The sequence below is a fragment of the Streptomyces sp. NPDC058326 genome (genome assembly GCF_042879855.1).
GTDB lineage: Bacteria > Actinomycetota > Actinomycetes > Streptomycetales > Streptomycetaceae > Streptomyces.
Genome location: NZ_JBHVZO010000005.1, coordinates 55,646 through 74,090 on the forward strand (window position 1 = coordinate 55,646; position 18,445 = coordinate 74,090).

The 18,445-nt window shown below is 71.5% G+C and carries 20 protein-coding genes; 11 read left to right on the plus strand and 9 right to left on the minus strand.

Features of this window, described 5'->3' with window-relative positions:
* The first annotated feature begins 3 nt into the window (after positions 1–3).
* The 9 genes from ACFVYX_RS11790 (at position 4) to ACFVYX_RS11830 (ending at position 7,489) form a co-directional block, all read left to right on the plus strand.
* Positions 4–183, plus strand: a complete 180-nt coding sequence (locus ACFVYX_RS11790; protein WP_351220212.1) for a hypothetical protein — start codon at positions 4–6, stop codon at positions 181–183.
* Positions 180–887, plus strand: coding sequence for a phosphoadenylyl-sulfate reductase (locus ACFVYX_RS11795; RefSeq protein WP_389681169.1), 708 nt, complete (start codon positions 180–182; stop codon positions 885–887). Before ACFVYX_RS11790 ends, ACFVYX_RS11795 begins: the two co-directional genes overlap by 4 nt.
* On the plus strand, positions 869–1,450 hold the full coding sequence (cysC, locus tag ACFVYX_RS11800; protein ID WP_389681170.1) for an adenylyl-sulfate kinase: 582 nt from the start codon (positions 869–871) through the stop codon (positions 1,448–1,450). The genes ACFVYX_RS11795 and cysC overlap by 19 nt, the downstream gene beginning before the upstream one ends.
* Positions 1,447–2,382 (plus strand): sulfate adenylyltransferase subunit CysD, encoded by a 936-nt coding sequence (gene cysD / locus ACFVYX_RS11805; protein WP_389681171.1) that lies wholly within the window; start codon positions 1,447–1,449, stop codon positions 2,380–2,382. Before cysC ends, cysD begins: the two co-directional genes overlap by 4 nt.
* Positions 2,382–3,725 carry a sulfate adenylyltransferase subunit 1 gene (locus ACFVYX_RS11810; protein WP_389681172.1) on the plus strand — a complete coding sequence of 448 codons (1,344 nt, stop codon included), beginning with the start codon at positions 2,382–2,384 and terminating at the stop codon, positions 3,723–3,725. Before cysD ends, ACFVYX_RS11810 begins: the two co-directional genes overlap by 1 nt.
* A gap of 197 nt (positions 3,726–3,922) precedes the next feature.
* Positions 3,923–5,032 (plus strand): aliphatic sulfonate ABC transporter substrate-binding protein, encoded by a 1,110-nt coding sequence (locus ACFVYX_RS11815; RefSeq protein ID WP_389681173.1) that lies wholly within the window; start codon positions 3,923–3,925, stop codon positions 5,030–5,032.
* A gap of 33 nt (positions 5,033–5,065) precedes the next feature.
* Positions 5,066–5,860: an ABC transporter ATP-binding protein gene (locus ACFVYX_RS11820; RefSeq protein ID WP_389681174.1), complete on the plus strand. Its 795-nt coding sequence runs from the start codon at positions 5,066–5,068 to the stop codon at positions 5,858–5,860.
* Entirely contained in the window at positions 5,847–6,740 is an 894-nt protein-coding gene (locus ACFVYX_RS11825; RefSeq protein ID WP_389681175.1) for an ABC transporter permease, read from the plus strand. Before ACFVYX_RS11820 ends, ACFVYX_RS11825 begins: the two co-directional genes overlap by 14 nt.
* A gap of 8 nt (positions 6,741–6,748) precedes the next feature.
* Positions 6,749–7,489 (plus strand): sirohydrochlorin chelatase, encoded by a 741-nt coding sequence (locus tag ACFVYX_RS11830; RefSeq protein WP_389681176.1) that lies wholly within the window; start codon positions 6,749–6,751, stop codon positions 7,487–7,489.
* 25 nt (positions 7,490–7,514) lie between these two features.
* Here ACFVYX_RS11830 and ACFVYX_RS11835 read toward each other — a convergent pair whose 3' ends face one another.
* Positions 7,515–8,141: a DsbA family protein gene (locus tag ACFVYX_RS11835; protein WP_389681177.1), complete on the minus strand. Its 627-nt coding sequence runs from the start codon at positions 8,139–8,141 to the stop codon at positions 7,515–7,517.
* A gap of 75 nt (positions 8,142–8,216) precedes the next feature.
* Positions 8,217–8,771 carry a DUF1697 domain-containing protein gene (locus ACFVYX_RS11840; protein WP_389681178.1) on the minus strand — a complete coding sequence of 185 codons (555 nt, stop codon included), beginning with the start codon at positions 8,769–8,771 and terminating at the stop codon, positions 8,217–8,219.
* Positions 8,772–8,950: 179 nt separating this feature from the next.
* On the opposite strand from ACFVYX_RS11840, the gene ACFVYX_RS11845 reads away from it, so the two are divergent.
* Positions 8,951–9,526, plus strand: a complete 576-nt coding sequence (locus tag ACFVYX_RS11845; protein ID WP_389681179.1) for an RICIN domain-containing protein — start codon at positions 8,951–8,953, stop codon at positions 9,524–9,526.
* Positions 9,527–9,664: 138 nt separating this feature from the next.
* Here ACFVYX_RS11845 and ACFVYX_RS11850 read toward each other — a convergent pair whose 3' ends face one another.
* The 3 genes from ACFVYX_RS11850 to ACFVYX_RS11860 are packed head-to-tail and all read right to left on the minus strand — an operon-like array spanning position 9,665 to position 12,737.
* Complete coding sequence (locus ACFVYX_RS11850; protein WP_389681180.1) at positions 9,665–10,957, minus strand: ABC transporter substrate-binding protein; 1,293 nt, start codon at positions 10,955–10,957, stop codon at positions 9,665–9,667.
* A complete protein-coding gene (locus ACFVYX_RS11855) occupies positions 10,954–11,796 on the minus strand; it encodes a carbohydrate ABC transporter permease (protein WP_389681181.1) in 843 nt (280 codons plus the stop codon). Before ACFVYX_RS11855 ends, ACFVYX_RS11850 begins: the two co-directional genes overlap by 4 nt.
* Positions 11,793–12,737 carry a carbohydrate ABC transporter permease gene (locus tag ACFVYX_RS11860; RefSeq protein ID WP_389681182.1) on the minus strand — a complete coding sequence of 315 codons (945 nt, stop codon included), beginning with the start codon at positions 12,735–12,737 and terminating at the stop codon, positions 11,793–11,795. Before ACFVYX_RS11860 ends, ACFVYX_RS11855 begins: the two co-directional genes overlap by 4 nt.
* Positions 12,738–12,884: 147 nt before the next feature.
* Between ACFVYX_RS11860 and ACFVYX_RS11865 the strand changes: the two genes are divergently transcribed.
* A complete protein-coding gene (locus tag ACFVYX_RS11865; RefSeq protein WP_389681183.1) occupies positions 12,885–13,742 on the plus strand; it encodes a phosphotransferase enzyme family protein in 858 nt (285 codons plus the stop codon).
* A gap of 180 nt (positions 13,743–13,922) precedes the next feature.
* On the opposite strand, the gene ACFVYX_RS11870 is transcribed toward ACFVYX_RS11865, so the two are convergent.
* The 4 genes from ACFVYX_RS11870 to ACFVYX_RS11885 form a co-directional block, all read right to left on the minus strand.
* On the minus strand, positions 13,923–14,669 hold the full coding sequence (locus ACFVYX_RS11870) for a 3'-5' exonuclease (protein ID WP_389681184.1): 747 nt from the start codon (positions 14,667–14,669) through the stop codon (positions 13,923–13,925).
* Positions 14,670–14,767: 98 nt separating this feature from the next.
* Positions 14,768–16,048, minus strand: coding sequence for an SAV2148 family HEPN domain-containing protein (locus ACFVYX_RS11875; RefSeq protein ID WP_389681185.1), 1,281 nt, complete (start codon positions 16,046–16,048; stop codon positions 14,768–14,770).
* Between the two features lie 110 nt (positions 16,049–16,158).
* The gene (locus tag ACFVYX_RS11880; RefSeq protein ID WP_389681186.1) at positions 16,159–17,484 is read right to left on the minus strand and encodes a copper amine oxidase; all 1,326 of its coding nucleotides are present in this window, start codon (positions 17,482–17,484) and stop codon (positions 16,159–16,161) included.
* A 56-nt stretch (positions 17,485–17,540) separates the two neighbouring features.
* Positions 17,541–18,416, minus strand: coding sequence for a Tat pathway signal sequence domain protein (locus tag ACFVYX_RS11885; protein ID WP_389681187.1), 876 nt, complete (start codon positions 18,414–18,416; stop codon positions 17,541–17,543).
* Between the last annotated feature and the right edge of the window lie 29 nt (positions 18,417–18,445).

An 18,445-nucleotide genomic window follows, 5' to 3' on the forward strand; every position in this document is an offset into this window, starting at 1 on the left:
ACCGTGAGCGAGCGTGCCGCACCGTTCCACTGCCCCTACTGCGGCGACGAGGACCTGCGTCCCAACGAGCAGGGTCACGGCGCCTGGGAATGCGCAGCGTGCAGCCGAGCCTTCCAGTTGAAGTTCCTGGGGCTGCTCGCCCCGGCTACTTCGAGCAACACACCTGGAAGGGAAGACATATGACGGCCACTCAGAAGACCACCACGGCCGACCTCAAGGCACTCGCCGAGCAGGCCGGCCGTGATCTGGAGGACGCCTCCCCGCTGGAGATCCTCCGGTGGGCGGTCGACACCTTCGGCGACGCCTTCTGCGTCACCTCCTCCATGGAGGACGCGGTCGTCGCCCACCTCGCCTCCCGGGTCCGGCCCGGCGTGGACGTCGTCTTCCTCGACACCGGCTACCACTTCGAGGAGACCATCGGCACCCGTGACGCCGTGGCCGCCGTCATGGACGTCCACGTCATCACCCTGACCCCGCGCCAGACCGTGGCCGAGCAGGACGCCGAGTACGGGCCGAAGCTGCACGACCGCGACCCCGACCTGTGCTGCGCGCTGCGCAAGGTCAAGCCCCTCGAAGAGGGCCTGACCCGTTACAGCGCGTGGGCGACCGGCCTGCGCCGCGACGAGTCCCCGACCCGGGCGAACACCCCGGTCGTCGGCTGGGACGAGAAGCGGCGGAAGGTCAAGGTCTCCCCCATCGCCCGCTGGACGCAGGACGACGTCGACGCGTACGTCACCGAGCACGGTGTCCTCACCAACCCGCTCCTCATGGACGGGTACGCCTCCGTCGGCTGCGCCCCCTGCACCCGCCGCGTCCTGGAGGGCGAGGACGCCCGCGCCGGACGCTGGGCGGGCCGCGCCAAGACCGAATGCGGGCTGCACGGATGACGGACACTCAGGAGATTCAGGAGAAGCACGTGACGGGTGCCACCATCTGGCTCACCGGCCTGCCCAGCGCCGGCAAGACCACCATCGCGTACGAACTCGCCGGCCGGCTGCGCGAGGAAGGGCACCGCGTCGAGGTGCTCGACGGCGACGAGATCCGCGAGTTCCTCTCGGCGGGCCTCGGCTTCACCCGCGAGGACCGGCACACCAACGTGCAGCGCATCGGCTTCGTCGCGGAGCTGCTCGCCTCCAACGGCGTGAAGGTCCTCGTGCCCGTCATCGCCCCGTACGAGGACAGCCGCGAGGCGGTCCGCAAGCGTCACGCCTCGGAAGGCACCCCGTACGTCGAGGTGCACGTCGCCACTCCGGTGGACGTCTGCTCCGTGCGCGACGTGAAGGGGCTGTACGCCAAGCAGGCCGCGGGCGAGATCAGCGGTCTCACCGGCGTCGACGACCCGTACGACGAGCCGCGCAACCCCGATCTGCGGATCGAGTCCCACACCCAGACCGTGCAGGAGTCGGCAGCGACGCTCCACGCGCTGCTCACCGAGAGGGGTCTCGCATGACGACCGTCGCTCATGTTCACGACACCACGGACACACCGTTCGCGCTGTCGCACCTCGACTCCCTGGAGTCCGAGGCCGTCCACATCTTCCGCGAGGTGGCGGGCGAGTTCGAGCGGCCGGTGATCCTCTTCTCCGGCGGCAAGGACTCCATCGTCATGCTGCACCTGGCGCTGAAGGCCTTCGCCCCCGCGCCGGTCCCCTTCACGCTGCTGCACGTCGACACCGGGCACAACTTCCCCGAGGTCCTGGAGTACCGCGACCGCGCCGTCGCCCGGCACGGGCTGCGGCTGCACGTCGCCTCCGTGCAGGAGTACATCGACGCGGGCAAGCTGCGCGAGCGCCCCGACGGCACCCGCAACCCGCTGCAGACCGTCCCGCTGACGGAGGCGATCCAGCAGCACCGCTTCGACGCCGTGTTCGGCGGCGGCCGCCGCGACGAGGAGAAGGCCCGCGCCAAGGAGCGGGTGTTCTCGCTGCGCGACGAGTTCTCGCAGTGGGACCCGCGCCGCCAGCGCCCCGAGCTGTGGCAGCTCTACAACGGCCGGCACGCCCCCGGCGAGCACGTCCGTGTCTTCCCGCTGTCCAACTGGACCGAGCTCGACGTCTGGCAGTACATCCAGCGGGAGAAGATCGAGCTCCCGGAGATCTACTTCGCCCACGAGCGCGAGGTGTTCGCCCGCAGCGGCATGTGGCTGACGGCCGGCGAGTGGGGCGGCCCGAAGGAGTCCGAGACGGTCGAGACGCGGATGATCCGCTACCGCACCGTCGGCGACATGTCCTGCACCGGCGCCGTCGACTCCGACGCCACCACGCTGGACGCCGTCATCGCCGAGATCGCCGCCTCCCGACTGACCGAGCGGGGCGCCACCCGCGCCGACGACAAGATGTCCGAGGCCGCGATGGAAGACCGCAAGCGCGAAGGGTACTTCTAATGAGCACGTCCACCGAGCAGCTGTCCGAACAGCTGGCGGCCACCACCCTGCTGCGTTTCGCCACCGCCGGCTCCGTCGACGACGGCAAGTCCACGCTGGTGGGACGGCTCCTCCACGACTCCAAGTCGGTCCTGACCGACCAGCTGGAGGCGGTGGAGCACGCCTCCCGCTCCCGTGGCCAGGAGGCGCCCGACCTGGCGCTCCTCACCGACGGTCTGCGGGCCGAGCGCGAGCAGGGCATCACCATCGACGTGGCGTACCGCTACTTCGCGACGCCCCGCCGCCGCTTCATCCTCGCCGACACCCCGGGGCACGTGCAGTACACCCGGAACATGGTGACCGGCGCCTCCACCGCCGAGCTGGCCGTGGTCCTCGTCGACGCCCGCAACGGCGTGGTCGAGCAGACCCGCCGGCACGCGGCCGTCGCCGCGCTCCTGCGCGTCCCGCACGTGGTCCTCGCCGTGAACAAGATGGACCTGGTCGACTACCAGGAGCCCGTCTTCGCCGCGATCGCCGAGGAGTTCACGACGTACGCCTCCGAGCTCGGCGTCCCGGAGATCACCGCGATCCCGATCTCGGCGCTCGCCGGCGACAACGTCGTGGAGCCGTCCGCGAACATGGACTGGTACGGCGGCCCGACGGTCCTCGAACACCTGGAGACCGTGCCGGTCAGCCACGACCTGACGGCCTGCCACGCGCGTTTCCCCGTGCAGTACGTGATCCGCCCGCAGACCGCCGAGCACCCCGACTACCGGGGCTACGCCGGTCAGATCGCGGCCGGCGCGTTCCGGGTCGGCGAGGAGATCACCGTCCTGCCGTCGGGGAAGACCTCCACGATCACCGGGATCGACGCGCTCGGCGAGTCCGTGGACATCGCCTGGGCCCCGCAGTCGGTCACCATCCGGCTCGCCGACGACATCGACATCTCGCGCGGCGACCTGCTCGCCCCCAGCGGTGACGCCCCGGCGACCACGCAGGACATCGAGGCGACCGTCTGCCACGTGGCGGACCAGCCGCTCGCCGTCGGCCAGCGGGTGCTGCTCAAGCACACCACCCGCACGGTCAAGGCGATCGTCAAGGAGATCCCCTCGCGGCTGACCCTGGACGACCTGTCCCAGCACCCGAACCCGGGTCAGCTGGTCGCCAACGACATCGGCCGGGTCGTGGTGCGCACCGCCGAGCCGCTCGCGCTCGACGCGTACGCGGACTCTCGCCGTACCGGCTCGTTCCTGCTGATCGACCCGGCGGACGGCACCACGCTCGCGGCGGGCATGGCGGGCGAGTCCTTCGCCACCGGCAAGGCCGTCTCGGTCGTCGAGGACGAGGAAGGGTGGGACTTCTGATGGGCGGTCAGGACGTGTACGCCACCTTCGCGAAGGAGGGCGGCCGGGTGGGCTCCGGTGCCCTCGGCGCGGGCCGGGGAGGTGTGGCGCGATGTGCGTGCTGACCTCGGCGCGCCGCATGCGCAGCGCGACCCCGCTCCACTCCGAACGACATAGACGCAGACTTCGAAAACGCTGAATCGAGGGGAAAACCTCCCGTGCCTGCCACCACCCGGACCACCCTGCGCCGCGGTCTCGCCGCCGCCGCCGCTCTGCCGCTGCTGATCGGCGCACTCGCCTCCTGCGGCTACGGATCCCAGGCCAAGAACGACGAGAAGAAGGTGGCAGCCGAGGGCGCGAAGCTCTCCGCCGACACCGTACGGCTCGGGTACTTCCCCAACCTCACCCACGCCACCGCGCTCGTGGGCGACCAGGAGGGCATCCTCCAGAAGGAGCTCGGCGGCACCAGGCTGGTTCCCACCACCTTCAACGCCGGCCCTTCCGAGATCGAGGCGCTCAACGCCGACTCGATCGACATCGGCTTCATCGGCCCCTCGCCGTCCATCAACGGCTACGTCAAGACCAAGGGCACGAACCTGCGGATCATCGGCGGCTCCGCCTCCGGCGGTGTGAAGCTCGTGGTGAACCCGGCGAAGATCAAGACCGTGGACGACCTCAGGGGCAAGAGGATCGCCACCCCGCAGCTCGGCAACACGCAGGACGTGGCCTTCCTCAACTGGATCTCCGAGAAGGGCTGGAAGGTCGACGCCGAGAGCGGCAAGGGCGACGTCTCGGTGGTCCGCACGGACAACAAGGTCGCCCCGAACGCCTACGCCTCCGGCGCCGTCGACGGTGCCTGGGTGCCCGAGCCGACCGCGTCGAAGCTGGTCAGCGACGGGGCGAAGGTCCTGCTCGACGAGTCCGACCTGTGGCCGGACAAGAAGTTCGTGATCACGAACATCATCGTGTCGCAGAAGTTCCTGAAGGCTCACCCGGACGTCGTCGAGGCGTTCCTGCGCGGCACGGTGAAGACCAACGCGTGGATCAACGCCAACCCGGACAGGGCGAAGGCCTCGGCCAACGCCAAGCTGAAGGACCTCTCGGGCAAGGCGCTCGGCGCGAAGGTGATCGACGCCGCGTGGCCGTCCATCCGGTTCACCGACGACCCGCTGGCGGCCACGCTCCGGGCGCAGGCCGGCCACGCGGTGAAGGCCGGTCTTCTGGAGGAGCCCGAGCTCTCCGGCATCTACGACCTGAAGCCGCTCAACAAGGTCCTGAGGGCCGCAGGGCAGCCCGAGGTCTCCGACGCCGGTCTCGGCGCGAAGTAACAGTCCGCAGCTGATCCCCAGGAGGTGACGACCATGGCCACGACCGCGACGATCGCCAAGGCCGAGGACCGTGTGGCGGTGACCCATGCCGCCCGTATCCAGCATGTCTCCAAGTCCTTCGGCGGTCCCGCCGGCGGGCAGCTCGTCCTCGACGACATCTCGCTCGATGTCGCCCCGGGCGAGTTCGTCACCCTCCTGGGCGCCTCGGGCTGCGGCAAGTCCACGCTGCTGAACCTGGTCGCCGGGCTCGACCGGCCGTCCGTGGGGTCCATCGAGACCCCCGGCGGCCGGCCGGCCCTGATGTTCCAGGAGCACGCCCTGTTCCCGTGGCTGACCGCGGGCAAGAACATCGAACTGGCCCTGCGGCTGCGCGGGGTGCCCAAGACCGAGCGGCGGACCGAGGCCGAGCGGCTGCTCGACCTGGTCCGGCTCGGCGGCTCGTACGGCAAGCGGGTCCACGAGCTGTCCGGCGGCATGCGCCAGCGGGTCGCGCTGGCCCGCGCGCTCGCGCAGGACAGCGACCTCCTCCTGATGGACGAGCCGTTCGCGGCGCTCGACGCCATCACCCGGGACGTGCTGCACGACGAGCTGACCAGGATCTGGCGGGAGACGAAGCTGTCGGTGCTCTTCGTCACCCACAACGTGCGGGAGGCCGTACGCCTCGCCGAGCGTGTCGTCCTCCTCTCCTCGCGGCCGGGCCGGATCGCGCACGAGTGGACCATCGACATCCCTCAGCCGCGCCGCATCGAGGACTCCGACGTCGCGGAGCTGTCCCTCGAGATCACCGAGCACCTGCGTGGGGAGATCCGCCGTCATGGCCAGCACTGAAACCAGCCCGAAGGCACGCAAGGCCGACGACCTGGCCGGCCTGGAGGCCGGTCTCGACGCCCTGGACAGCGTGCAGATCCAGCGGACCCCGGTCCGTGAGGTCCTGCTCAAGAAGGTGCTGCCGCCGGTCGTCGCCGTCGTGCTCGTCCTGCTGGTGTGGCAGCTGCTCGTCACCCTGAAGGTCACCGACGAGTACAAGCTGCCCGCCCCGTCCGCGGTGTGGGACAGCCTGACCACGATGTGGCTGGAGGGCACGCTCCTCGACGTCCTGTGGACCAGCGTGTCCCGGGCCCTCTTCGGATTCCTCCTGGCGCTCGCCATCGGCACCCCTCTCGGACTCCTCGTCTCCCGGGTGAAGTTCGTGCGCGCCGCGATCGGGCCGATCCTCGCCGGACTCCAGTCCCTGCCCTCGGTGGCCTGGGTGGCGCCCGCCGTCCTCTGGCTGGGCCTCAACGACAGCATGATGTACGCAGTGATCCTGCTGGGCGCCGTCCCGTCGATCGCCAACGGCCTCGTCGCCGGTGTCGACCAGGTCCCGCCGCTCTTCCTGCGGGCCGGGCAGACGCTCGGCGCGACGGGCCTCAAGGGCGCCTGGCACATCGTGATGCCGGCGGCGCTGCCGGGCTATCTGGCCGGCCTGAAGCAGGGCTGGGCGTTCTCGTGGCGTTCGCTGATGGCCGCGGAGATCATCGCCTCCTCCCCCGACCTGGGCCTCGGCCTCGGCCAGCTCCTGGAGAACGGCCGCAACAACATCGACATGGCCGGCATCTTCCTGGCGATCATCCTGATCCTGGTCGTCGGCATCGCCATCGACCTGCTGATCTTCAGCCCGCTGGAGCGCGCGGTGCTGCGCCGCCGCGGCCTGCTCACGAAGGGCTGAGCCGGATCGTGAACCGCCCTGTCCTCCTCGTCATCGCCCACGGCAGCCGCGACCCGCGGCACGCGGCGACCGTCCAGGCGCTTGTGCGCCGGGCCGGTGCGCTGCGGCCGGGGCTGCGGGTGGAGACGGCGTTCCTCGACTTCAACCTGCCGTCGGTCACGGGGGTGCTCGACCGGCTCGCCGCAGAGGGGGTTCGGGACGTGGTGGCGCTGCCGCTGCTCCTGACCCGGGCCTTCCACGCCAAGGCCGACATCCCCGCCGTGCTGCGCCAGGCGCCCGCGTCCCTGCGGGTCCGCCAGGCGGAGGTCCTCGGCCCCTCGCCGCTGCTGATCTCGGCGGTGGAACGGCGGTTGTACGAGGCCGGGCTCACGCCCGGCGACAAGAGCGCGACCGGGGTCGTCCTGGCCTCGGCGGGCTCCACCGACCCGGAGGCGATCGCGGTGATCGCAGAAACGGCGCGGGAGCTGCGGCGCACCGGTTGGTGCTCCGTGCGGCCCGCGTTCGCCTCCGCATCTCTTCCGAGGACCGAGGACGCGGTCCGCGCCCTGCGCGCCGACGGCGTGTGCCGGGTGGCGGTCGCCCCGTACGTGATCGCGCCGGGTCGCCTCCCGGACCGCATCGCGGCGGGCGCGAGCGGGGCGGACGTCCTCGCGGACGTGCTCGGCCCCTCCCCCGAACTGGCCCGGCTCCTCCTGGAGCGGTACGACGGGGCCCACTCGGCGCGCCGCCAGGTCGCCCGTACCGCCTGAGCGGGCTCCCGGCCCCGACGGCCGGTCAGCCGAAGTCGAGTCCGCCGGTGCGGGTCCGCTTGAGCTCGAAGAAGTCGGGGTGGGCGGCCAGGACGCGGAAGCTGTCGAAGAGTTCGGCCGCCTTCTCGCCGCGCGGGATCGCGCGGAGGACCGGGCCGAACCAGACGGTGCCGTCGACGTGGATCGTCGGGGTGCCGACGTATCCCTCGCTTTCCGGCTCCCTGCCGGCCTCGTGGCTGCGGCGGACGTCCTCGTCGTACGCCGGGTCGTGGGCGGCCTTCGCGAGGGCCGCGGGGAGGCCGAGTTCGGCGAGGGACTCCTCGACGACGGCGTCGAAGTCCTTCCGCTTCTGTTCGTGGATACGGGTTCCGTACGCGGTGTAGAGCGGCCGCAGGATCTCCTCGCCGTGCTGTGCGGCGGCGGCGACCGCGACCCGGACGGGTCCGATCGAGGCGTCGACGAGCTCGCGGTACCAGTCGGGCAGGGTGTTGCCCTCGTTGTGCAGGTACAGGCTCATGGCCTTGAAGCGGAGGTCGATGTCCCGGTGCCGCTCGACCTCCAGGATCCAGCGGGAGGTGATCCAGGCGAAGGGGCAGGCGGGGTCGAAGAAGAAGTCGACGGTGGGACGGGACGCGGTCTCGGTGGTCGTCATACGGCTGAATCTAGCCAGCGAGTGGCCTGCTTCCCTGGGCCAATCGGAGGCCCTCCGGCCGGGCCACTTCTGCCGTCAGGCCTCCCGTGTCATCTCCACCAGCTTGACCACGGTGTTCCAGTTGCGGGCGGTGACCACCAGGCCCTTGACGACGGACGGCCGGGTGACGACCTCGGCCAGTTTGGACCTGCCCAGGCCTTCGGGGACGTAGAGGTAGAGCACCCGGTCGCCGAGCGCGAACGCCTGGGGACGGTGGGCCTCCTGGTCGATGGCGGCGAAGCGCTCCGGGTCGGCGGGGCCGGAGAAGTAGAAGGCGTGGAGCTGCTTGCCCTCGATGCCGGCGGTCGGGAACGGGCAGGCGTCGGCGACGGCCGCGAGGTAGGCGCCGTCGCGGACGAGGCAGTCGACGCGGAAGCCGAAGTGCCGCTCGATCGCGTCCTCGACCTGGGTGGTGAGTTCGTCCTCGCCGGCGGCGGAGTCGGTGGTGAAGACGGCGTTCCCGCTCTGGAGGTACGTGCGGACGTTCGTGTGGCCCAGGCCTTCGAGGACGGACCGGAGTTCCGGCATCGGGACCTTGCGGTGTCCGCTCACGTTGATGCCGCGGAGCAGGGCCGCGTATGTCTTCGCCATGGGTGCACCTTAGGGGAGAGCGGGACGGCGGCCTCGAAGTCGGGTGGGCGCCGGGGGCCGGCGGGGGTTCGAGCGGCGCGGGGGTGGGGGGACCGTGCCGGAATTCCGTCGACATCGCCTTCTTGGGTGGTTTGGTGGCGGGTGCATGCCACTCGGCGATGGCGGTGCGATGACCGGGCATGCACTGCGCAGGGCCCGTGTGGAGGATCGCATTCCACCTGGCGAGTGAGGTTCGGCAGGACGTTGTCCGGCGGTGCGGAGCTCGGAGCAGCCGGCGGGCCTGCCCTGTACCGGCCGCCGTACGCGGCCCGTCCGGAAGGAACACCCATGCGCACTCGACCGATCGCACGTCTTCGCGGAACGCTGGCCGCCGCCGTGATCTTCAGCCTCAGCGCCGCCTGACCTGGCGGTTCGAGGACCAGGGCGACGGCACCCGGCAGATCCGCAACGAGACCGCCGGCACGTGTCTGGCGACCCAGGGCGCTCCGGCGGTCGGCGTGCGGGTGGTCATGAAGACCTGCGACGCCGGCAACCCCGCCCAGTCCTGGCGGATGGTCGCCGGGCAGACCGACCTTCCCTCCGCCGACCCGGGCGGCACCGCGACCGGCTGGTGGAGCCTGCGTCCGGCCGACGCCCCCAAGTACGCCGCCGCTGCAGAGGTCATCGGCGCCGTCCACAGCGCCATCTTCCTCTACCGGGCCACCAACAGCGCCGACCGCCTGTGGCACCACGCGCGCCCCTGGCAGAGCTGGTAACCGGACCGAGAGCGGCCACCGCGCCTCGTGGGGGGCGGCACGGTGGCCGGTTCGAACCCTCGCCGATGGGAGCGATCTGGGAGAAGACCCGTCACCCATCTGTGACTTATTCAACAAGGTTTCGTAACGACGAATCCATCATTTGCGCTGATAGCGGGCGAGCACCCGATTGCCGTCCACCACAAGCCGGCGGCTCAGCTCGGCCGCGTCGATGGCGCCGCTGTAGTACTCCTGGAAGGCGGGGGTCGCCACCTTGTCCTTCCACTCCGGATAGCCCCGCACCGACTGCGCAGGGGCGGGCCGCAGATGCGCGGCGAGCGCCGCGCCGGTCGCCCAGCCGTCCTCGGGGGTGTGCAGGGAGGGGTGGGCGAGGGCCGCCGCTCCGGTGGGCAGCATCCAGTCGCCGCGCGCGAGCCGCACCATGTTCTCCGGCCGGAGGAAGAAGTCGAGGAACTCCGCCGCCTCCTTCTTGTACGGGCTGTCCTCGGCGATCGACAGCGTCTGCGGGGAGACGCCCTGGGTGAGCCCCGCGCTCCCGGCGGGGGCGGGCAGCACCGTCCACTCGAAGCCCTCGGGGGCCTGCTGCGCAATCTGCTGCCGGTAGGCGAAGCCCAGCGGGACCATGGCGTACTTACCGGCGAAGAAGCCCGGCAGGGTGTCGGAGCCGCCGCTGCCGAGGGTGGTGCGCGGGGCGGTGCGGTCGGTGACGACCTGGTCGTGGACGGTGCCGGGGACGACGGCGTCGGCCTCGGTGAAGCGGACGGTGCCCCGGCCGTCGTCCTCGCGGTGGAAGAGCCGGCCTCCGGCGGAGAGTCCGAGGTTGAGGCTGACGGAGACGGGCTCCTTGAGCGGCCAGGCGACGGCGTACCCGCCGGGGCCCATGGCGCGGGTGAGGTCCTGGGTGATCTGCCGGAACTCGCTCCAGCTCCAGGGCTTCTCGGGCGTGGGGACGCGGACCCCGGAGGATTCCAGGATCTTCCGGTTGGCGATGATCACACGCGGTTCCTGGAGGAACGGCACGCCGTAGATCCCCTCGCCGAAGGTCGTCGTCTCCCAGCTGCGCGCGGGGATGTCGGCGCGGAGCCGCTCGGGCAGCAGGGTGCGCAGATCGGCGAGGTGGCCGCCGTAGGCGAAGTCGGCCAGGTCGTCGGAGGCGTCGTGGATGATGTCGGGTGCCTCACCGCCCTCGAAGGAGGTGAGGAGCTGGTCGTGGACGGAGTCCCAGCTGCCCTGGACGTAGTCGATCTGGACGTCGGGGTGTGCGGCGTTCCACTCCTTCACCAGCTGCCGGTTGGCGTCGACGGACTCCTTCTGCCAGGCGAGGGACTGGAAGCGGAGCCGTACGACTCCGTCGTCGGGGCCCTCGTCCCCGGCGGCGCAGCCGGTGAGGAGCAGGAGGAGCGCGGCGGCGGCGGTCAGGACCCGTCTCATGACTTCACCGCCCCGGCCAGCATCCCGCCGGTGATCCGTCTCTGGAGGACGGCGAAGACGACGAGGGACGGCAGCGTCGCGAGGAAGGCCGCCGCGGCCAGCGGTCCGAGGTCGGCGACGCCCTCGGCGCCGAGGAAGTGGGTGAGGACGACCGGCAGGGTCTGCTTCTCCGGGGTCTTGAGGAGCACGAGAGCGAAGAAGAACTCGTTCCACGCGGTGACGAAGGCGAAGAGTGCGGTGGCGACGATGCCGGGGACGAGCAGCGGGGCGGTGACGGAGACGAGGGTACGGAGCCGCCCGGCGCCGTCGACGGCGGCGGCCTCCTCCAGTTCGGCGGGGACGGCCCGGACGTATCCCATCAGCATCCAGAGGGCGAAGGGCAGCGACCAGACCACGTAGACCAGGACGAGGCCGAGGACGCTGTTGATCAGGTGCAGGTTCTTGAGGATCAGGAAGAGCGGGATGATCACCAGGACGAAGGGGAAGGCCTGGCTGATCACCACCCAGCCGGTGGCGGCCGAGGCGAGCCGGCCACGGTGGCGGGCCGTCACATAGGCGAGCGGGGTGGCGACGGCCACCGCGATCACGGCGGCGGAGACCGCGGCGATCAGACTGTTCGCGGCGGCCCTGAGCAGCGGCTGTTCGTCGAAGGCCTGCCGGAAGTTGGCGAGCGTGGGGTCCTTCGGGATCCAGGTGGGGTGGAGCGAGGCCAGCTCAGGAGCGGGCTTGAAGGCGGTGGAGACCAGCCAGAGGAAGGGGAAGGCGAGGAAGACCAGGTACGCCAGGAGGGCGAGGTACTGGCCGATCCGCGCGGGTCTGCTCGTCCGGAGTGCGCTCACCGGTCCTGGTCCCCTTTCAGCCGGCGTACGAGAGAGAGGGCGATGAGCACCGAGACGGCGGCGATCATGACGCAGCCCATCGCGGCGGCGTAGCCGAACTGTCCGTAGCGGAAGGCCTCTTCGTAGGCGAAGAGCATGGGGAGCCGGGTCCGGCCGCCGGGTCCGCCGCTGGTCAGCACGTAGACCAGGGCGAAGGAGTTGAAGTTCCAGATGAGGTTGAGCGCGGTGATGGCGAGGGCGACCGGTCTGAGGGCGGGCCAGGTGACGGCGCGGAAGCGCCGCCAGGCCCCGGCGCCGTCGAGGGCGGCGGCCTCGTGGAGCTCCTTCGGCGTGTTCTGAAGTCCGGCGAGCAGGGCGACGGTGGTCTGCGGCATGCCGGCCCAGACGCCGACGACGATCACGGCGGGCAGGGCGGTGGCGAGGCCGGAGAGCCAGTCGTGGCCCTCGCCGAGACCGAGGTTCCTGAGGGTCTCGTTGAGGATGCCGGCGTCGGGGTTGTAGACGAGCCGCCACATGATGCCGACGACGACCTCCGGCATCGCCCACGGGACGATGGCGAGGGCCCGCGCCAGCCAGCGGAGGCGGAGGTTCTGGTTGAGGAGGAGGGCGAGGCCGAGGGCGAGCAGGAACTGGGGGACGGTGACGCCGACGGCCCAGAGCACGCCGATCCGGAACGAGTCCCAGAAGAGGGTGTCGTGCAGCAGGTCCTGGAAGTTGAGGGTGCCCACCCACCGGGTGGACTGGGTGCGGCCCGACTGGGCGTCGGTGAAGGCGAGCGCGATGCCGTAGAGCAGCGGGCCGACGCTGAGGACCAGGATGGGCAGGAGCGCCGGGAGCACCAGGAACCAGGCACCGAAGTCGGGGCCGCGCGGGCGTGTCCCGTGGGCGGAGCGCGGTGTGCGCGTGCCGTCCGGCCGCTTCGTCGCGGTCACCGAGCTCACCGATCCGACCCCCGTCCGCCCTCCCCCGGCACCGCCGTGGGAATCCCGCCATGGTCCTGAGGGACCCAGAAGCCGTCAAGGCGACCTGCGCGGTGAGCTGCGTGGATGCGAGACTTTGGCTCAAACGCACAGGTGAGGGAGAGGTCGATGGACGAGGCGCGGGCGCGGGAGATCCTGGCTGCGGCGGGGCTGCCGGTCGCGGAGGCACGGCTGCTCGCTCTCGGGGAGAACGCGGTCTTCACCGTGGGCGATCTCGCCGTGAAGGTGGGCCGGGACGCGGAGCTGTTCGAGCGGGCCGAGCGGGAGGTGGCGCTCGCCGGCTGGCTCGCCGGCGCGGGGATCCCGGCGGTGCGGGCCGCCGAGGAGAAGCCGCGTCTGGTCGAGGGGCATCCGGTGACCTTCTGGCATCGGCTGCCCGAGGCGGTGCGGCCCGCTGAGCCCCGTGATCTCGCCCCGCTGCTGCGGGCCGTCCACGCCCTGCCCGAGCCGGTGGGGTTCACGCTCCCCCGCCGTGAGCTGCTGGGCGGGGTCGAGCGGTGGCTGCGGCTCGCGGGGGAAGCGATCGACCCGGCGGACGCGGCGTTCCTGCGGGAGCGGCGTGATTCCTTCGCCCCGGCGGCGGCCGCCCTGACCCCGCGTCTGTCGCCGGGTCCGATCCACGGTGACGCCCTCCCCCGTAACGTCCACGTCGGTCCGGACGGCCCGGTCCTGGTGGACCTGGAGACCTTCTCCTCGGACCTGCGCGAGCACGATCTGGTGGTCCTTGCGCTCTCCCGTGACCGGTACGGACTCGCCCCGGCCGCGTACGAGGCGTTCACGGAGGCGTACGGCTGGGACGTCCGCGAGTGGGAGGGGTGCGCGGTGCTGCGCGGGGCGCGGGAGACGGCGAGCTGCGCGTGGGTCGCGCAGCACGCGCCGGCCAACCCGAAGGCACTGGCCGAATTCGAGCGGCGGGTCGCCTCGCTGCGGGACGGTGACCCCGAGGTGCGCTGGTACCCGTTCTGACATCATGTTCTCCGGCGGACCCGCCTGGATCGAACGGGGTGTACCGCCCCGAGGGCGGCCCGGCGGCGTACCACCCGGCGAAGCACATCGGCGACCTGCTTGAGCTGCTCGCCCGGCTGGAGGCCAACCACGACCGGAGCGGGTGAACGACCTGCTGCTCTCCTTCCTCAAGGAGAACTCCTAGCGTCCGAAGGAGAACTCCTGGCCGACGGGCGTGGCCACCGGACCGCGCAGCGGCCAGACGGAGTCGACGACCGCTTCCGTGTCGCCCTTGCGGCGCAGGAAGGCCTGGAAGTTCTCGGCCCAGGCGCGGTACCAGCCGATCTGGCGCTCGTGGAGTTCTGTCGGGTTCATCGCGGCGACCTCGGGGTGCCGCTCGGCTATCGCGACGGCGACCCGGACGGCGGCGAGCGCGTCGGCCGCGGCCTGGTGGGCGGTTTCGAGCACCACGCCGTACTCCCCGCAGACCGCTTCGAGGTTCCGCTTGCCGCGCCGGTAGCGGTCGACGGCCCGGTCGATGGTGTACGGGTCGACGACGGGCCCGATGCCGGCGCCGCCGAGGCGCTCGCTCAGCGAGGGCAGTCCGTGGCGGCGCAGTTCGGCGGAGAGGAGCGTCAGGTCGAAGGAGGCGTTGTACGCGACGACCGGGACGCCCTGCTTCCAGTAGCCGGTCAGGGTCTCCGCGATCTCGTCGGTGACCTCCCGTGCCGGCCGGCCCTCGGCGGCCGCCCGCTCGCTGCTGATGCCGTGGATGGCGGAGGCCTGTTCGGGGATGCGGATGCCGGGGTCGGCGAGCCAGTCGCGCTGCCGGACCACCCGTCCGCCGTGGAATCCGACGATCGAGGCCGTCACGATCCGGGCCTCCAGCGGATCGGTGCCGGTCGTCTCCAGGTCGAAGCCGACCAGTGGTTCCCCATGCCAAGCCATCGGGTCCTCCTTACGTGATCTCCCCCGTGGTGCTGACCACCCTCGCACGCACCACTGACAACGCCGCCGGGTCCCCCGGCGCGGACGGGCCCCAGGGGTCAGGAAACCGGCCGGGAGTCGAGCCAGACCGACTCGAACTCCTCCCGGTATGTCTCGAAAAGTCCGTGATCGCCGTCACGCATCCCCTGGCCGTGACGCACCACGTTCCGCCCGCCGCCGCGCAGCACGAGGACCGGTGCCTCCATGCCCCGGGCCCGGCGGAGGTAGGACTGCACGACGCCGACCCCGTCGGGCCCGTCGCCGTCGACCAGATAGGCGGTGAAGCGTGGGGTCTCGTCGAAGACGTGGATCTGGAAGGCGCCCGGGTCGCGGAGCTTGGAGCGGACCCGGCGCATGTGCAGGATGTTCATCTCGACCGAGCGGCTCAGCTCGCCCTTCTTGAGGCCGAGTTCGCGCTCACGGCGCTTGACCGCGCTGCTCGCGGGGTTGAGGAACAGGAGCCGGGTCCGGCAGCCGGACTCGGCGAGCCGGACCATGCGGCGGCCGGAGAAGTTCTGCACGAGCAGATTGAGACCTATGCCGGTGGCGTCGAGGCGGCGGGCCCCGCCGAAGAGGTCCTCGGCGGGAAGCTGCCGCTGGAGCCGCACCCGGTCGGGATGGACGGAGACCACGTCCGCGTACCGGTCGCCGACGAGATCCTCGACCGCGTCCACGGGCAGCCGGTCGGCGGACGGCACCCCGGCGCCGCTGCCGAGGATCTCCAGGATGCGGGCGGAGGCCCGCTCGGACTGGGCGAGCACGGTCAGTGAGAGGGCCCTGTTGCGGGAGACCACGTTCCGCGTGACCTCCAGTTCGTCGAGGGCGAGCTCGACCTCGCGCCGGTCGTCGAAGTAGGGCTCGAAGCAGGGCCAGTGCTGCACCATCAGCTCCCGCAGCTGCGGAAGGGTGAGGAAGCTCAGCACGTTGTCGTCGGCCGGGTCGAGGAGGTAGCCCTTGCGCCGTGACACCTCGCGCACGGCGACCGCCCGCTGCACCCACTCCTGGCCGGCGGGTCCGGCCGCGGCCACCACCCACTCGTCGCCGTGCACGGGTTCGTACACGGGCCGGAGGACGGCGGCGACCACGGCGCGGAGCCGCTGTTCGACGAGATTCAGCCAGATGTAGGCCCGTCCGGCGCGCTGGGCGCGGGTGCGGACCTCGCTCCAGGCCTCGGCGCCCCAGTCGAGCTCCGCCCCGATCTCCACGGGCCGGGTGACGGTGACCGTGCCGGGCGGCACGGCGCCCGGCGCGACCACGCCCGGCGGCGTCTCCGCGGGGTCGGCGGGACCCCCCTCGCGACCCGCATCACCTGGGGGCAGCTCCAGACCTCCCGAGCTCACCCGCGCACCGCCTTCTGCTCCTGGACGCCCGTGTCGACCGGTCCGACAACGATCAAGGAAGGGTACTCCGGGAGCGGGAGGCGGTGCAGCAGGATCGTCAGGCTGCTTGCTCAACTCCCCAGATCGGGCTGCCCGTTCTGGGAGGCGAGATCGGCCGGAGTGAGCGGATTCATAGCGGTTACGTCCCTGGGCGCGAGCTGGAAGCCCTGCCAGTGGACCGGCATCGGCTGCTGGTCCTCGTCCCGGGCGATGTGGTGGAACCCGATGTTGACCCAGACCGACGGCTTGGTCAGGGTCTCACCGTTGACCCACTTGTCCACACTGTTGCCGGCGTTGGGCGCGCAGTTGCCGATGTTGTTGCTCGCGAACTGCTCGCAGGCACGGGCCTGGGTGAAGTACACGTCGTGCTTGGTGAAGCCGCGTCCGGCGTGGGTGTCGGTGTGGCCGGGCACGATCTCGTACGAGCGGGCGTGGCCGTCGGCGTTCTTGCCGGTGCCGCTGACCACCCGCCACCAGCGCATGTTCTTCGCGTCCCCGGCGAGCTCCTTGGTGACGACGGTCCGCTTGGTCTTCACGGTGGGGCTGCCGTCGCCGGTGGGCGCGGTGACGGTGGAGTCGAACTGCTCGATCCGGTCCTTCGTGGAGCCGTCGAGACCGAAGTCCAGCTTCCAGAAGACGTTGTGGGCGTGGCTGGTGGCGTAGGCGCGGGCGCCCTTGCCGATGGGCCAGCCGCGGCCGTCGGTGGCGTTGTAGTCGACGGGCGAGAGGCTGCCGGTGGCTCCGACGTTGGCGCCGATGGTGCCGTCGGCGGAGAACCTCCACTCGGAGATGTACTCGTACCAGCCGACCTTGTTGACGGTGTAGACCAGCAGGTCCTTGGACTGGGTCTGCCAGACCTTGGTGCCGGTGTCGCTGGCCATGCGGTACGCGTGGCCCCGCGCGCGCGTGGTGGTGCACAGGCCCTTGACCTGACCGACCTCGGGCACCTTCACGGTGGTGAGCGTACCGCCGGGGCACTCGGCCGGGTTGAGGTTCTGCAGGCCCCAGCCGAAGCCCGCGCCGGTGAGGTCGTCGTACTCGGCTGCGCCGTCGTCGTAGGGCACGTGGATCTGGGCGAGCCGGGCGCTGTTGAGAACCTTGACGGGGGCGGCGGCGCCGGGCGGCTGGTAGGTGACCTTGTCGAGCGTGAGCCCGGCGTCGGTGTCGTAGCGCCAGCACATGCGCCAGGTGGCGCCGCCCTCCAGCTTCTGTGTGATGCGGTAGGCGGCGGAGCAGTCGGCCGGCGCCGGGGGCGCCGGGGCCGCGGGACGCGGCGTGGCGGGGGCCGCGGTGGCGCCGGAGACGGGTCCGGCGGCGGCCGTGGCGGTGCCGAGCAGGGCGGCCGCGGTCAGGACGGCGCCCCGCCCGCGGGCGCGCCGGTTTCGCTGCGTTGACATGGGAACGTACTCCCTCGTACGGAGATGAGGCAGGAGAGGACCGGTGGCGGCGGTGGTCAGCCGACGCGGGTGACGGTCCTCGCGGAGAGGTCGACGATCAGGTTCCGGGTGTCGATCCAGGCCCCGTTGAGGACCTTGGTGACGAGCCGGACGCACCGGTGTTCGCCGCAGCGGGCGAGCTGCGCGGGGACGTCCTTCTCGCGGTAGGTGCGGTAGAGGTCGCCGTTGAACCAGAGCTGCGTGGTGGAGGTGAGCTCCTTGCCGGTGGCGTCCTTGTAGTCCTCCTTGACGCCCTTGCCGAGCGGGCTCGCGAGGATCAGCTCGAGGGCCTCGCGCAGCTCCTCGGGGTGGGCGGAGGGCTGGACACCGCGCTGAGCACCCGACCTCTCGACCTTCCCCGTGTCGAGGTTGACGGTCCGGGTGAGGAGCTCGTCCCGCGCGTAGTCGTAGAGGCGGACCTCGGCGCGGCGTGTCGGGTCCCCCGGCACCGGGTCCGCGAGGTCGGTGCCCAGGTGCTGCGGCCCCCGGCCGCCCTCGACGTCCTGCTGGGCGGCGGCGCCGGGCGGGGTCAGCGCCAGGTCCTCGGCCCGTGCGAGCTCGTCGTCGGTGAGCGGGTCGCCGCCCACGCCCTTCTCCCCCTCGGCCGCGGCGGGCGCCACGGTCGCCGGCGCGGGCGGGGTGCCCGTGCTCCGCGCTCCGTCGCCGCCCGGGGTGCCGGCGGGCGACACGCCGTCCCCCGCCCCGCTTCCCCCGCCCGCACCGTTGACGCCGCCGGCCGTGGAACCCCCCACCTGCCGTGGCGCGCCTTCCGCCGCCTGGCCTGCTCCTGCCTGGCCCGGCAGGCTGATCGCGACCGCGACGGCGGTTCCCGTCACCGCCATGGCCGCTCCGGCCACCACCTTCCCCAGGTGGCGGCGCGCTATTTCGTACACACTTCCCCCTCTTTCCCCCTCTTGGTCTG

What these genes read in the sequence shown, in the direction of transcription:
- ACFVYX_RS11795 (WP_389681169.1), top strand. Translation starts at nt 180, where the DNA reads ATGACGGCCACTCAGAAGACCACCACGGCCGACCTCAAGGCACTCGCC.
- cysC (WP_389681170.1), top strand. Translation starts at nt 869, where the DNA reads ATGCGGGCTGCACGGATGACGGACACTCAGGAGATTCAGGAGAAGCAC.
- cysD (WP_389681171.1), top strand. Translation starts at nt 1,447, where the DNA reads ATGACGACCGTCGCTCATGTTCACGACACCACGGACACACCGTTCGCG.
- ACFVYX_RS11810 (WP_389681172.1), top strand. Translation starts at nt 2,382, where the DNA reads ATGAGCACGTCCACCGAGCAGCTGTCCGAACAGCTGGCGGCCACCACC.
- ACFVYX_RS11820 (WP_389681174.1), top strand. Translation starts at nt 5,066, where the DNA reads ATGGCCACGACCGCGACGATCGCCAAGGCCGAGGACCGTGTGGCGGTG.
- ACFVYX_RS11825 (WP_389681175.1), top strand. Translation starts at nt 5,847, where the DNA reads ATGGCCAGCACTGAAACCAGCCCGAAGGCACGCAAGGCCGACGACCTG.
- ACFVYX_RS11835 (WP_389681177.1), bottom strand. Translation starts at nt 8,141, where the DNA reads ATGACGACCACCGAGACCGCGTCCCGTCCCACCGTCGACTTCTTCTTC.
- ACFVYX_RS11840 (WP_389681178.1), bottom strand. Translation starts at nt 8,771, where the DNA reads ATGGCGAAGACATACGCGGCCCTGCTCCGCGGCATCAACGTGAGCGGA.
- ACFVYX_RS11845 (WP_389681179.1), top strand. Translation starts at nt 8,951, where the DNA reads ATGCACTGCGCAGGGCCCGTGTGGAGGATCGCATTCCACCTGGCGAGT.
- ACFVYX_RS11850 (WP_389681180.1), bottom strand. Translation starts at nt 10,957, where the DNA reads ATGAGACGGGTCCTGACCGCCGCCGCCGCGCTCCTCCTGCTCCTCACC.
- ACFVYX_RS11865 (WP_389681183.1), top strand. Translation starts at nt 12,885, where the DNA reads ATGGACGAGGCGCGGGCGCGGGAGATCCTGGCTGCGGCGGGGCTGCCG.
- ACFVYX_RS11870 (WP_389681184.1), bottom strand. Translation starts at nt 14,669, where the DNA reads ATGGCTTGGCATGGGGAACCACTGGTCGGCTTCGACCTGGAGACGACC.
- ACFVYX_RS11880 (WP_389681186.1), bottom strand. Translation starts at nt 17,484, where the DNA reads ATGTCAACGCAGCGAAACCGGCGCGCCCGCGGGCGGGGCGCCGTCCTG.